Origin of the sequence: Pseudomonas sp. SWRI111 (genome assembly GCF_014268555.1) — a bacterium.
Taxonomy (GTDB): domain Bacteria; phylum Pseudomonadota; class Gammaproteobacteria; order Pseudomonadales; family Pseudomonadaceae; genus Aquipseudomonas; species Aquipseudomonas hamedanensis.
Window position 1 is genome coordinate 15297 of the sequence record NZ_JABWQQ010000017.1, and the last position, 14310, is coordinate 29606.

A 14310-nucleotide genomic window follows, 5' to 3' on the forward strand; every position below is an offset into this window, starting at 1 on the left:
CCGCCTCGCCCATTATCGGCTCAAGGCGCGTGCCAAAAACGGCGCCGTCTTGCTGTGCTTGTTCGCCGCGACTGTCTGCGGTGTGCCGGCCACGACTATCCTGCCACCCTGATCGCCCGCCCCCGGGCCGATATCGATGACCCAGTCACTTTGCGCCACCACGCGCATTTCATGCTCGACGACGATCACCGTATGCCCCGCCGTCACCAAGGTATCCAGTTGCTCCAGCAAACGATCGACATCGCGCGGGTGCAGGCCCGTTGTCGGCTCATCCAGCACGTACAAGGTTGCACCGCGCTGGTTGCGCTGCAGTTCGGTGGCGAGTTTGATGCGCTGCGCTTCGCCGCCGGACAATTCCGTGGCGGGTTGTCCCAGCCGCAGGTAGCCGAGGCCGATGTCGCGCAGCACCTCCAGCGCGCGGCGGATCGCCGGTTGCTCGGCGAACACCGGCAACGCTTGACCGACGGTCAATTGCAGCACTTGGGCGATGCTCAGGCCATTCCACATGATCGCCAGTGTCGGCGGGTTATACCGCGCGCCATGGCAAGTCGGGCATGGCGCATACACGCTGGGCATGAACAGCAACTCGACACTGACGAAACCTTCGCCCTCGCAGGTGGCGCAACGGCCCTTGGCGACATTGAAGGAAAACTGCCCGGCATCGTAGCCGGCAGCCCGCGCCTGCTCAGTGGCGGCGAACAGCTTGCGTACGTTGTCGAACAACCCGGTGTAGGTCGCCAGGTTGGAGCGCGGCGTACGGCCGATGGGTTTCTGATCGACCTGTACCAGGCGTTTGATCGACTCCAGCCCGGACGTGACCTGCCCCGTGCTGACCTTCGGTGCTTCGTCTTCAAGGCTGAGTTCGTCAGGCTCGGCCTCCACCGTCGGCCGCCCCAGTTGTGCGCCGACCAGCTCCAGCAAGGCCTGACTGACCAGACTCGATTTGCCGGACCCGGACACGCCGGTCACTGAAGTAAAGCAGCCCAGGGGAAACTCGGCGCTGAGGTTGTCCAGGTTGTTGCGGGTGATGCCCTCCAGCTTCAGCCAGGCCGTCGGTTTGCGCGCCGTGCGGGCCTGGCGCGGCGATTCGGCAAACAGATACGCCCGCGTCTGCGACAGCTCAATCTCGGCCAGGCCGGCGGGCGGACCGCTGTACAACACCTGCCCGCCCTGCTCGCCCGCCGCCGGACCGACATCGATCAGCCAGTCGGCGCGGCGCATGGTTTCCACGTCATGCTCGACCACAAACAGTGTGTTGCCGTCAGCCTTCAAACGTTGCAGCGCCTCGAACAGCGCTTCGCCATCGGCCGGATGCAGCCCGGCGGACGGCTCATCGAGGACATAGATCACGCCGAACAGTTGCGAACCCAATTGCGTCGCCAGACGCAAGCGCTGCAACTCGCCCGAAGACAGGGTCGGCGTGCTGCGCTCCAGCGCCAGATACCCCAGGCCCAGATCGGTGAGGGTACTGACACGCTCGAGCAAATCCTCGGCGATACGCTGCGCCGCCAGGCGTTTTTCCAGCGACAGGTTTGGCGTGTGACGCACATCCGGGGCATTGGCGTGGGCGCTGGCGCCATGGGCTGCGCGCTGCTGGCGGGCTTCGCGCGTCTGCGCCGGGCTCAGGGTTTGCGTGGGTTCTTCGGCCAGTTCCAGGTAACTCGCCGTGGCGACGGGCCTCAATACTTCGGCCACTTGCAGCAACGGCATCCGCGACAGTTCACCGATGTCGTAGCCGGCAAAGGTCACTGACAGCGCCTCGCGTTTCAGGCGTTTACCGTCACATAGCGGACACGGACTGCCGAGCATGAACTGCGAAACACGCTTCTTCATCAGCGCACTTTGCGAGTGGGTGAAGGTATGCAGAATGTACCGTCGGGCGCCGGTAAAGGTGCCCTGATAGCTGGGTTCCAGCTTGCGCTTGAGCGCCACGCGGGTTTCTTCCGGGGTCAGCCCGGCGTACACCGGCACCGTCGGCGTTTCTTCGGTGAAGAGAATCCAGTCGCGCTGTTTTTTCGGCAGCTTCTTCCAGGGAATGTCGACATCGATGCCCAGGGTCACGAGGATGTCGCGCAGGTTCTGGCCCTGCCACGCCAGCGGCCACGAAGCCACGGCGCGTTGCCGGATGGTCAGGTTCGGATCCGGCACCATCAGCGCCTCGGTCACCTCATAGACGCGTCCAAGCCCGTGACATTCAGGGCACGCGCCCTGCGGCGTGTTTGGCGAAAAATCCTCGGCGTACAGCATCGGCTGCCCCGGCGGATAACTGCCGGCACGCGAATAGAGCATGCGGACCAGACTCGACAACGTGGTCACGCTGCCCACCGACGAACGCGTACTCGGCGTGCCGCGCTGTTGTTGCAGGGCGACGGCGGGCGGCAAACCTTCGATGGAGTCGACATCTGGCACGCCGACCTGATCGATCAGACGCCGGGCATAGGGCGCCACGGACTCGAAGTAGCGGCGCTGGGCTTCGGCATACAGGGTGGAAAACGCCAGGGATGATTTGCCCGAACCGGACACTCCGGTGAACACCACCAGCGCATCGCGGGGAATGTCGACGTCGACGTTTTTCAGATTATGCTCACGGGCACCGCGCACTCGAACCATGCCGCTGGGTGCTGTGGAATTACGCTTGGAAGTCATGGGCCGGCCTTGATCGGAAAAAAGGGATCACGCGCGAAACCGGTGGCGATGAGAGCGCCACCGTCAAGGGCCATGGATCAGGCACTGAGGACCGCGCGGATCATCTGCAACATCGCTTGCGGGCTATACGGTTTGCCGAGCAGGTGCGTGTCGGGGCTCAACTGGTGATTGCGCGAGATGATGTCGCGGGTGTGCCCGGAAGTGAACAGCACCGGCACCGGTGGCGCCTGGACCTTGGCCCAGCCGGCCAGGTCGGAACTTTTGATCAGCCCCGGCATGACCACGTCGGTGAAAATCAGGTCCACTTCGACACCTTCCAGCAACATCTGCATCGCCGCGTCGCCGTTGGCGGCAGTCAGTACGCGATACCCCTCCTCGCGCAGGAGTTCGACCGCCGAAGCCCGCACCGCGTCGTTGTCCTCGACCACCAGCAGCGTCTCGTGACCGCCGCTCTGCTGGCGTTGCAGGTTGGGCGCGTCATCGAGGATCGGGCGCAAGCTGCGCGGGAAGTACAGCTGCACCCGTGTGCCCTCGCCCACCGCGCTGTCGATCTCGACGTGACCGCCACTCTGTTTGACGAAACCGAACACCATGCTCAACCCCAGGCCGGTGCCCTGGCCGTCGGCCTTGGTGGTGAAAAAAGGTTCGAACACTTGCTCAAGCATCTGCGGCGCGATGCCGACGCCGGTGTCACTGACCGCGACCCGCACGAAGTCGCCGGCGGCGATACCTTTACCGTGACAGAACGGGTGGTCGAGGCGAACGTTGGCAGCGCTCAGGCCAATGGTGCCCTCGCCTTTCATGGCGTCGCGGGCGTTGATCGCCAGATTGAGGATGGCGTTTTCCAGTTGGTTGCGGTCGACGTAGACGTGCCACGGCTGCGAAGGCAGTTGCACGTCGATCTGAATGGTTTCGCCCAGTGCGCGTTGCAGCAGCTCACCGACACCTTCGAAGATTTGCCGCGGATTGCACACCGCCGGTGACAATGGTTGTCGGCGGGCAAACGCGAGCAGCTGCGAGGACAACTTGGCGCCTCGCTCGACCGCCGCCAGCGACGCACCGACCCGGCGTTGCACGTTGGCGTTATCCGGTTCATGCCGGGCCAGCAAGTGCAGGTTGCCGGCGATCACTTGCAGCAGATTGTTGAAATCGTGAGCGACGCCGCCAGTCAGGCCGCCGATGGCTTCGAGCTTCTGCGACTGGCGCAACTGCTCTTCCGCCGCCAGCCGCGCGTCGACCTCTTCAGCGACACGCTGTTCAAGGTTGCGGGTGAACTTGAGCAGGGACTCTTCGGCGTTTTTGCGCTCATGAATGTCGAGCAATACCCCGGGGAAACGCAACGGCTCGCCGTGTTCGTCAAACTCGCACGCGCCGCTGGCAAGTACCCATAGATAACTGCCATCGCTGCGCAGCACGCGGTATTCGGCATTATACGGCTCGCCGGTCTGCACAGCCCTGGCAATACGTTCCTTCACCCAGGCGCGGTCATCGGCATGGATGCGCGACTCGGCAACGTCCTGCGCCAGGTTGCTCAGGTCCTGATCCGGCGGGTAGGAGAAGGTACGGGCAAAGCGTTCATCGGCCGACAGCGTGTCGTGCTTGATGTCCCAGACAAAGGAGCCAAGCAAGGCCCCGGCATTCAGCGCCAGCCGCACCCGTTCGTTATCGGCCCGGTAAGCGTTTTCCGCTTCCTGGCGCAGGCGTTCGGAGAGTACGAACTCAGTGGTTTCCACCACCATCGCCATGACGCCGGCAGGGACGCCCTCGTCATTGGCCACGGGGCTGTAATAGAGGTCAAGCCAGACATCTTCCGGAACGCCGTCGCGCCATAGCACCAGGACTTTGTTGCGATACGACAAGGTGCCGCCCGCCAGGCAGGTGTCGACCACGTTGCGGTTGAAATCGGCGACTTCCGGCCAGCCCAGTTCCACTGGCGACCCCAGCAGCGAGGGGTGGCGGCCACCGGCAAACTGCGAATAGGCGTCGTTGTAGATCATGTACCCGGCGCGCCCCCAGAGCATCACCATCGGCATCTGCGAGGCGAGCATCAGTTGCACCGTGCTGCACAGACTGGCGGGCCAGGTATCCAGCGGGCCCAGTTCGGTGCGGCTCCAGTCGAACGTACGGATCCGCGCGGCCATTTCGCCTTTCCAGCCGTCACACCCGTAGCTATCGGATAAAAACTGCATCGATTGACTCGGTGTCCTGTGGTGGTTGGCTGACAAATCGCGACGCCGGCACGACGCGACGCCCGTCTGTTTCGAGCGTCTGCATTCGTATTGGTTTCATACGAGGTATAGCTGATTTCAACTGCGCGCGACGACTACACCCCAATCAGGTGTTTGAGCGGGTGGTAGCCGGTTTTCATTTTGGCGGCGACGTCAAGAATGGCCTTCTCGATGCCGTTCAGGTGCTCGGCTATGCGCGAACCCGCGACTACTTCGATTTGCCGACCCGCTCGTTGCAAGCGTGGACGGAAGCGCCGGGGGGCGGCGAGCGGTTTTGGCCGGCCGCCAAATAAACCAACAGAAAACGCATTCCCCTTGTAGGAGTGAGCCTGCTCGCGATAGCGGTGTGTCAGTCACTTCAATGTATCTGACACACCGCTATCGCGAGCAGGCTCACTCCTACAGGGTTTTCAGGGGTAATCGATAACTCAGTCAGTGCCGTACTTCGGCGAGCGCGGCCCATACAGCAAGCCCGCCGGATGCCCGGCCGACAGCAGGCGATTGCTCGCCACGCCGGCAATCGGATAACCGGCATCGGTGGCGCTGTTGATGACCTGCTTCACCGCCGCCGTGATCAGCATGCCGATCAGGCCGCCGCCACCGTTGTTGCCGCCCTCTTCACTCGACGCCCGCGCCGCGCCGGTCCACAGCGTGGTGCCGCTCTTCAGGTCGACCAGTTTGGCCGTTGCGGTCACTGCGGTTTCGCTGCTGATCACCATATAGCGCGTACCGTATTCGGTCACGGTGATGTACAGCGCCGCGTCAGCGCCGAAGATTTCCTTCAGCTTGGCCGGCGGGGCCTGATGAATATCGTCCGGGGTGGTCAAGCCGTTCTGGCGGAACGTCTCGTCCACCAGAGTGATCGGCAGCACGTAATAGCCCGCCTCGGCCAGTGGAAAGGTCACTTGCGACAACAGACTGTACGACGCTTTCACGTCCGGCGAGGTGTTCAGCGGTGGCAGCACCAGAATGGTCTTCGGCCGCGCCTGCTTGTACGCTGAATAATCCACGGTCTTGGGCGCGACACAGCCACCCAGCACGGTCAGTGCGAGACCGGCAACGAGCACTTTCAAAGTACGCGAGATCATTTGACGTCTCCGCTCTTGGCGTTTTTAAGCAGGAAATCCATGTACGTGCCGGACTCGGGGAACAGCGCCTTTTCGGTGTTGAACTGCTGCACCATCTGATCGTCCTTGCCCAGGCTCAGATAGAGCAGGCCCAGGTGCGCGTGATATCCCGGCGGTACGGCTTTGCCAGTGGAGCGGATTTTTTGCAGGTCGCGCTCCAGCGCTTCGGCCTGGGCTTCTTTCGGCTCTTCGCCTTTGAAGTATTCGTAGACCTGCGGTTCGTAGCCTTCCCACTGGTACAGGGTTTTCGGGGCGGCACAACCGGCCAGCAACGTGCTGGCGGCCAGCGTCAGCGCCAGCAGCGCGCGCGACAGAGTCAGATTCATGGGTGTTGCTCCTTGCAGTGGGCGACGATCAGTTGCCCGGTTTCCAGGCACCGGCGTTCATGCCATCGACCAGGCGATTGATCGCCTCGCGCATGGCCAGATCGAGGACTTTGCCGTTGAGGGTGGAGTCGTAGGCAGCGGTGCCGCCGAAGCCGATGATTTCGCGGTTGGACAAGGCGTACTCGCCGGCGCCCTGGGTCGAATAGACCACTTCCGAAGTATTGATGTTGACGATGTTCAGGTTGACCTTGGCGTACGCGACCTGAGTCTTGCCGCGGCCGAGAATGCCGAACAACTGGTGGTCGCCCGTTTCTTTGCGGCCGAATTCGGTGACGTCACCGGTGACCACGTAATCAGCACCTTTGAGACGCTGGGCCTGGCCCTTGATCGCCGCTTCCTGCTGGATTTCGCCCATGTTGTCGCGATCCAGCACCGAGAACCGGTTGGTCTGCTGCAAGTGGGTGATCAGGATGGTCTTGGCCTGACCGCCGAGTCGGTCGACGCCGTCGGAAAAGATCCCGCGCATGTAGCTGGAGCGGTTATCAAACTTGCCCACGGCCATCGGCACGCGAACGCCGGTCCAGACTTGCGTGGCGCTTTCAACCTTGGCCACCGGCAACGCACGGGAGCTTTCGGTGGCGCAACCGGCGAGTGTGCCGGCCAGCGTGCCGAGCACGGCAATCGCCACGCCAGAGACCAACATCCGAGAGATCATTCTCACTGAGTATTCCTTTTTAAAAACGGCGGTGTCCCGACGCGGCAGCGCGGCGGGAGCAGAAAGGCGCGGCATTATGACAAAGTGCCATCATTGATGACAGATTTTTTTGACGTCAGTGAAATGACTAGCCGTACATTGATCGTTCCTACGCTCTGCGTGGGAATGCTGCCATGGACGCTCCGCGGCCACTGTGACGCAGAGCGTCACGGGAGGCGTTACCACGCGGAGCGTGGGAACGATCAGAGACACAGAAATCCCTTGTGGGAGCGAGCCTGCTCGCGAAAGCGGTGCATCAGACGAATCATCTTTGACTGACAGATTGCTTTCGCGAGCAGGCTCGCTCCCACAGGGTTTGGTGTTTGGCTTTGGGGAAGGGATCAGTGGAAATCCCGGCTTTGCACACGAATACCGCTGAGCAGCGGGCTGAGGTCGCTCAGGCGGCCGGCGATCAGGTGGCGCACGTCGCCTTCGCGCTCCCAGCGGCCATCGACCCGGAGCAATTGCGCACCGACCAGCACTTGCCGCTGACGCTCGGCCAGGTCGCGCCAGACCACCACGTTGACGTTGCCGAACTCGTCTTCCAGGGTCACGAACGTCACGCCGCTGGCCGTGCCGGGGCGTTGCCGAACGGTGACCAATCCGGCGATGCTCACCGGTCTGCCATGTTCAATATCCTGCAACTCCCGCGAACTGCGGCAACGTCGCGCTTTCAATTCGCCGCGCAACAGCGCCAGTGGATGCGGCCCCAGCGTGGTACCCAACGTGGCGTAATCGGCGTGCAGGTCTTCACCCACACTGGGTTTGGGCAGCACGATTTGCACCTCTTCCTCGCTGGGCAGCCCGGCAAACAGGCCAAGTTGTTTCTGCACCCCCGCCACTTCCCAGCGCGCCCGATGGCGGTGCCCGGCCAGACCGCGTAGCGCTCCGGAATCGGCGAGCAGCGCTTGCGCCCGGCTGTCGAGGGCCGCCCGCTCGCCCAGGTCGGCGACATCGGCAAACGCCCCGCGCTGGCGCGCCGCTTCGATGCGCCGGGCGTCGTCCTCGCGAAAGCCCTTGATCATGCGCAAACCCATGCGAATCGCCGGCTGTGCCCCGGTGGTGGTTTCCAGGCTGCAATCCCAATCGCTGGCGCGCACGTCCACCGGACGGATCTGCAATTGATGGCGGCGCGCGTCCTGAAGAATCTGGTCCGGGCTGTAGAAGCCCATCGGCCAACTGTTGATCAGCGCACAGGCGAACGCCGCCGGTTCATGGCATTTGAGCCAGCAACTGGCGTAAGTCAGCAAGGCAAAACTGGCAGCGTGGGACTCGGGGAAACCGTAACTGCCAAAGCCCTTGATCTGCTCGAATATCTGCGCGGCGAATTCCGGTGTATAGCCGTTCTTCTTCATGCCGGCAGCGAGTCGTTCCTTGTGCGGTTCCAGTCCGCCGTGACGTTTCCATGCGGCCATGGAGCGGCGCAATTGATCGGCCTCGCCGGGGCTGTAGTCGGCGGCGACGATGGCAATCTGCATGACCTGCTCTTGAAACAGCGGTACGCCGAGGGTGCGTTTGAGCACCACTTCCAGCTCCGGCGACGGGTAGCTGTCTTTTTCTTCCTTATTACGCCGGCGCAGGTACGGATGGACCATCCCGCCCTGAATCGGTCCCGGCCGGACGATGGCCACTTGAATGACCAGATCGTAGAACGTCTGCGGGCGCAAGCGCGGCAGCATCGACATCTGCGCGCGCGATTCGATCTGGAACACGCCGACGGTATCGGCGCGGCTGATCATGTCGTAGGTCGGTTTGTCTTCGGGAGGAATCGTCGCCAGAGTCAAATTCAGATCGCGGTGGCGGCGCAGCAGATCGAAACAGCGGCGGATCGCACTGAGCATGCCCAACGCCAGGATATCCACCTTGAGCAGACCGACTGCATCGAGATCGTCCTTGTCCCACTGGATGATGGTGCGATCGGCCATCGCTGCGTTTTCAACGGGCACCAGGGTGTCCAGCGGTTGCTCGGAAATCACGAAACCGCCGGGGTGCTGCGACAGGTGCCGGGGGAAACCGATCAGTTGCCCGGTCAGGCTCAAGACGCGGCGCAGCAGCGGGCTGTCGGGGTCGAAGCCGCCTTCGCGCAAGCGTTCCAGCGGCGGCACTTCATCGCTCCAGCGACCACAACAATCGGCCAATGCGTTGATCTGGTCCGGCGGCAGGCCCAGGGCCTTGGCCACATCACGCACCGCGCCGGTGGCGTGATAGGTGCTGACCACGGCGGTCAGTGCCGCGCGCCGCCGGCCGTATCGATTGAACACGTATTGCAGGACTTCTTCGCGACGCTCGTGTTCGAAGTCGACATCGATGTCCGGCGGCTCGTTGCGCTCTTTGGACATGAAACGTTCGAACAGCAAGGTGGTGCGGTCCGGGTCGATTTCGGTGATGCCCAAGGCAAAGCACACCGCCGAGTTGGCCGCCGAACCACGCCCCTGGCAGAGAATTTCCTGCTTGCGGGCAAAATCCACCACGTCGTGCACGGTGAGAAAATAGCTTTCGTAGCCAAGTTCGGCGATCAGTTTCAATTCTTTGTTGATCTGCCTCAGCACCTTGAAGGGCGCGCCTTTTTTCCAGCGCCAGGCAATGCCCTGTTTTGTCAGATGGCGCAACCACGAACTGGCACTGTGGCCTTCGGGCACCAGCTCTTTGGGATACTGATAACGCAATTCGCCCAGATCGAAGGTGCAGCGCCGGGCCAGTTTTACCGATTCGTCCAGCAAGGCCGGCGGATACAGCGCTTGCAGCATCTCGACACTGCGCAAGTGCCGCTCGCCATTGGGATGCAGGCGCAAGCCTGCCTCGGCCACCGGGACGTGGTGCCGGATCGCCGTCATGGTGTCCTGCAAGGCACGGCGGCCACGGGCGTGCATGTGCACATCGCCGCTGGCGACCGCCGGAATCTGCCACTGCGCCGCCAGACTCAATAACGCTGCCAGCCGCTGCTGATCGTCCTGCCCGCGATGCAACTGCACCGCCAGCCACAGTTGCGCGCCGAACGTCTGTTTCAGCCAGGCGCCCTCTTCTCCTTGATCGGGCGAATCCGGCACCCACAACACCAGCAATCCCGGCAACGGCTCGTCGAAGTCCTCGCGAAGCACCTGATACTGGCCTTTTTGCGTGCGGCGCCGGGCGCGGGTGATCAAGCCGCACAACGCCTGATAACCGGCAAGGTTCTCCACCAGCAGCACCAGTTTCGGGCCGTTGTCGATGCGTATTTCGCTGCCGATGATCAGTGGCAATTCAACGGATTTCGCCACTTGCCAGGCGCGCACGATGCCCGCCAAGGTACATTCGTCGGTGATTGCCAAGGCGTGATAGCCGTGCTTTTTCGCGCGCTGAAACAGCTCCAGGGCACTGGAGGCACCGCGCTGGAAACTGAAGTTCGACAGGCAGTGCAGTTCGGCATAACCGGCGCTCATGCAAACCAGCCCTGCAGCCACAGGGGGCCGTCCTCGCCCACCGCACGCCAGGCCCAGCCCTGCTGGCCGGCGCGATTCTGGATGAGGTAGTAATCGCGGCGCACATCCTCACCGTCCCACCAGCCGGATTCGATGCGCTCCGGCCCCATGAGAATCCGCGCCGAGCCGTGCGGCACGCTCTGTGGTTCGTCGAGCAGCCAGCCCGGACGCAGGACGTTGGGCAAACCGCTGCAACGCTGTTTGTCGACGCCGTGCTGCCAGGCACGCTCGGGCCGGTGGTCGGCCTGAAAACGCAGTCCTTGCACCGCGTCATCGCCCAGCCGGGCACGCAGGCGCTCGCGCAATTGCTCCCAGGGCAGGGTCTGTTGCGTACGCTCATCGAACAATTGCTGAAACTGCGGGACGAAACTCGGCAGGTCCTCGGCGCGCAGGCGAAAGCCGCGCACCGGTGCCTCGACCTGCACCTGCTCCAGACGCCCACGGGCCAGCTCGAAGAGCATCGCCGGATCACGCTCGGCACTGAGCAGGCCGACCTTGATCACCGTGTCCGGCAGACCGGCGTGTTCCAGCAGCAGGTCGAAGCGCTGCACGCCGCTGTCGCGTCCACAGAGGAATGCCGACAGATCGCCGGTCAGACGGCGTAACGGAAACAGCAGTGCCTGATGAGATTGCACGTCGAAATTCAGCTCGATGCGCACGTCGAAACGGTCTGGCGGCAGGTAAAACTCCAGCGCCAGTGGGCGCGCGCCGAACAAGGTGTCGAGGTGCTTGAGCATCTGCGCTTCGAACCGCCGGGCCAGGGCCTGACGCGGCAGGCTCTGCACTTGATTGAGCGTGCGCAGGCCCATACGCGTCAACGCCGTGGCCACGCTCGGCTCCAGCCCGACGCGGTCGACAGGCAATCGCCCCAGGTGATGTTGCAAAGCCTCACCGTCCGGCACCACCAGACCGTCATACGCATTGGCCAACACCCGCGCCGCTGCCGGGTTCGGCGCCGCGACGATGCGGTGGCGAAAGCCCAGGTCGGTCAGTTCCTGACGCAGGCGCGCCTCGAACTGCACCCAGGTGCCGAACAGTCCCAGGCTCGACTCGATCTCGAACACCACGGTCCGCGGGTAATGCACGCTGACCTGCGCACTGAAACGGTAGGCCCACGCGGCGAGAAACTGCTGCCAGTGTTCGACCTCGGCCACCTCATAATCGGCGGTGGCAAAGCCTTTGCTCATGGCCTGGGCGGCAGTCATCGACATGCCGGAACGCAAGCCGAGTTGGCGCGCCGCCGGATTCACCGCTTGCAACACCCGGCGCTGGGCCGGACCGCTGAGCAAGACCAACGGCTCAGCGGCATCGGGGCGCTGGCGCAGCACGGCGTCGAGGGCCAGTTGCGGAAACACGATACACACCCAGCGCATGGCGGCCTCAGTGCCCCACGGCAAAGGCAATTGGCGTCGTCCGCGCCAGCCCGCCACGGCATTTGAGGACGCGCAGTTGTGCAGGCCTGGCGTCGATGGCAATACGCAGTGCTGCCGGTGACGGGTTGACGGCTTCGCTCAACGGTCGCCAGGCAAACGCGAGGGTCTGGCCGGTTTCCGCCGCCACTTGCAAACGCCGCAATGCGCGGTCATCGGCCTTGTTTGGCCAGCACAGCACCGCGCCGCAACTGCCCGAACGCAAACATTGCTCCGCCGCCCACAAGGCATCGCGCTCGCTGGCCTGAATCACCGACAACTGACGCAGATCGACCCCGGCGTTTTCCCACGCTTGCGGGTACGGCAAGAACGGCGGCGCCACCAGCACAATGCGCTCGCCGGCCGCGGCCAATCGCGCCAGCGTCGGCCAGACCAGTTGCAACTCACCGACACCGGGGCCGGCCAGAAGGATTTCACTCAGCGCAGCCTCCGGCCAGCCACCGCTGGGCAGTGCCGCGTCCAGCGCGGCGTGGCCGGTCGGCTGCGGGCTGGCGGCCGGTGGCGCAGGCCGGCCTCTCCAGACCTGGCCGCCATTGAACAGGGTATCCAACGCAACGACGGCGCCCATCAGCCTTGCCTCACCAGACCGCAGAACACCCCTTCGATGGCCAGGTCCTGATCGTCGCGCACGACAATCGGCTGATACGCCGGGTTGCGTGGTAACAGCCGCACCTCTGCGCCGACACGTTCGAAGCGCTTGATGGTGACTTCGCCGTCGAGCCGTGCCACCACGATCTGCCCATTGAGTGCCTCGGGATTGCGCCGCACGCCGACCAGATCGCCGTCGAGAATGCCGTCCTCGATCATCGAATCGCCCTGCACCCGCAGCAGGTAGTCGGGGGTGCGGGAGAAAAGTGCCGGGTCGAGCATCAAGCGACTATGAATGTCGGCATCGGCGCCAATCGGCGCGCCGGCGGCCACGCGACCGAGCACGGGGATGTCGAGCAGCTCGGGGCGCGCCGGCTGTCCGAGCAGGCGAATGCCCCGGGCCTGATGCGCATTGACCTCGATAAATCCGGCCTCGGTGAGCGCCAGCACGTGCTTGCGCGCCACGCTGCGGGAGGCAAAACCAAAAGCCTCGCTGATCTCAGCGAGGCTTGGGGGCTGACCGTGTTCGGCGATGCGTTCGCGGATAAAGGTCAGGATGGCGGTACGGCGGGGAGTCAGGTTTGTCATGGAGTACATTTGTACTCCTGTAGGATTTTCCTGACAAGAACCGCCAGTCGGCCTAAGCCGACGTAGGAGCTGCCGAAGGCTGCGATCTTTTGATCTGATCGTTCCCACGCCCTGCGTGGGAATGCCCCAAGGGACGCTCCGCGTCCAGTGGCGCGGAGCGTCACGGGCTGCGTTCCTTTGCTGCGCGTGGGAGCGATCAATGTCGTCAGTTCAGCCCACGTTCGGCGAGAAACCCTGCGATGTAATCGATAAACGCCACAACTTTCGCCGTCGCCCGCCGATGGCTCGGATACACCGCAAGAATGTGCGGGCCGAAGGTGTCGGGGTCGATCGCGTAATCAGCCATGACCCGCACCAGTCGCCCATCCGCGAGGTACGGCGCGGCGCTCCACAACGGCGTATGCAATAAACCGCGACCGGCCAGGGCGCTGGCCAGCAGCAGATCGTAATTGTCGCTGCGCAACCGCGGCGCCGTCGGTTGGGCCAGGCTCAGGCGCTGGCCATCGCGCTCGGCCCACCAGAACTCGCGGCTGAGCAACGGATGCTGATACCACAGCCACTCATGCTGTTCGAGGGTTTGCGGATTGACCGGCAAACCTGCGCGCGCCAAATATTGCGGGCTGCCACACAAGGCCAGGCGATTGCTGCCGACCACCCGCGCGATCAACCCCGGCAAATCGTCATGCCCCTCACGCAGCGCCAGGTCATAGCCGCTTTCCAGCAAATTGACGAAGGCGTCGCACAGGTCCACTTGCAGGCTGATCTGCGGGTACTGCTGCAAAAAGCCGTCGCACACCTGATCGAGAAAAGCCCGACCATAGGCCAGCGGTGCGGTGATTTTCAGACTGCCGCGCAGGCCGTGTTGCAACTGTTCGATTTCCTCCCCTGCCTCGTCCAGTCGCTGCAATACCAGCCGCGCGGTTTCCAGGTACACCCGGCCGATCTCGGTCAGCAGAATTCGCCGTGTGCTGCGCTCGAACAGCCGCGCACCCAACTCCGACTCCAGGTGGTTGACCGCTTTGGTCAAGGCCGACGGGGTCTTGCCCAATTGCTCGGCGGCGCGGCTGAAACTGCCGAGCTGCGCGGTGACCACGAACATTTTCAGTGCACCCAGCTTGTCCATGCTTTTTCCATTCAGGCAAAAACGTTTTTCGTGAGGGAAGCG

10 protein-coding genes and 1 pseudogene are annotated in these 14310 nt (G+C 63.4%); all 11 read right to left on the reverse strand.

Going from position 1 to position 14310, the window contains the following annotated elements; all coding sequences use genetic code 11:
• Positions 1-12 precede the first annotated feature (12 nt).
• A complete protein-coding gene (locus HU755_RS19110) occupies positions 13-2646 on the reverse strand; it encodes an excinuclease ABC subunit UvrA (RefSeq protein WP_186635460.1) in 2634 nt (877 codons plus the stop codon).
• A gap of 77 nt (positions 2647-2723) precedes the next feature.
• Complete coding sequence (locus HU755_RS19115) at positions 2724-4835, reverse strand: PAS domain-containing sensor histidine kinase (protein ID WP_186635463.1); 2112 nt, start codon at positions 4833-4835, stop codon at positions 2724-2726.
• A 134-nt stretch (positions 4836-4969) separates the two neighbouring features.
• Positions 4970-5059, reverse strand: a pseudogene (locus HU755_RS19120) (GntR family transcriptional regulator); the annotation flags it as partial.
• Between the two features lie 243 nt (positions 5060-5302).
• Positions 5303-5962 carry a DUF799 domain-containing protein gene (locus HU755_RS19125; RefSeq protein WP_186546630.1) on the reverse strand — a complete coding sequence of 220 codons (660 nt, stop codon included), beginning with the start codon at positions 5960-5962 and terminating at the stop codon, positions 5303-5305.
• Entirely contained in the window at positions 5959-6327 is a 369-nt protein-coding gene (locus tag HU755_RS19130; RefSeq protein ID WP_186546632.1) for a DUF4810 domain-containing protein, read from the reverse strand. The genes HU755_RS19125 and HU755_RS19130 overlap by 4 nt, the downstream gene beginning before the upstream one ends.
• 28 nt (positions 6328-6355) lie before the next feature.
• Complete coding sequence (locus HU755_RS19135) at positions 6356-7042, reverse strand: CsgG/HfaB family protein (RefSeq protein WP_186635698.1); 687 nt, start codon at positions 7040-7042, stop codon at positions 6356-6358.
• A gap of 380 nt (positions 7043-7422) precedes the next feature.
• Complete coding sequence (locus HU755_RS19140) at positions 7423-10521, reverse strand: error-prone DNA polymerase (RefSeq protein WP_346655439.1); 3099 nt, start codon at positions 10519-10521, stop codon at positions 7423-7425.
• On the reverse strand, positions 10497-11912 hold the full coding sequence (locus HU755_RS19145; protein WP_186635469.1) for a DNA polymerase Y family protein: 1416 nt from the start codon (positions 11910-11912) through the stop codon (positions 10497-10499). The genes HU755_RS19140 and HU755_RS19145 overlap by 25 nt, the downstream gene beginning before the upstream one ends.
• A gap of 7 nt (positions 11913-11919) precedes the next feature.
• Positions 11920-12537: a translesion DNA synthesis-associated protein ImuA gene (gene imuA / locus HU755_RS19150; RefSeq protein WP_186619692.1), complete on the reverse strand. Its 618-nt coding sequence runs from the start codon at positions 12535-12537 to the stop codon at positions 11920-11922.
• A complete protein-coding gene (lexA, locus tag HU755_RS19155) occupies positions 12537-13154 on the reverse strand; it encodes a transcriptional repressor LexA (RefSeq protein WP_186546639.1) in 618 nt (205 codons plus the stop codon). The genes imuA and lexA overlap by 1 nt, the downstream gene beginning before the upstream one ends.
• Before the next feature lie 196 nt (positions 13155-13350).
• The gene (locus HU755_RS19160; RefSeq protein WP_186635472.1) at positions 13351-14268 is read right to left on the reverse strand and encodes a LysR family transcriptional regulator; all 918 of its coding nucleotides are present in this window, start codon (positions 14266-14268) and stop codon (positions 13351-13353) included.
• Positions 14269-14310 lie beyond the last annotated feature (42 nt).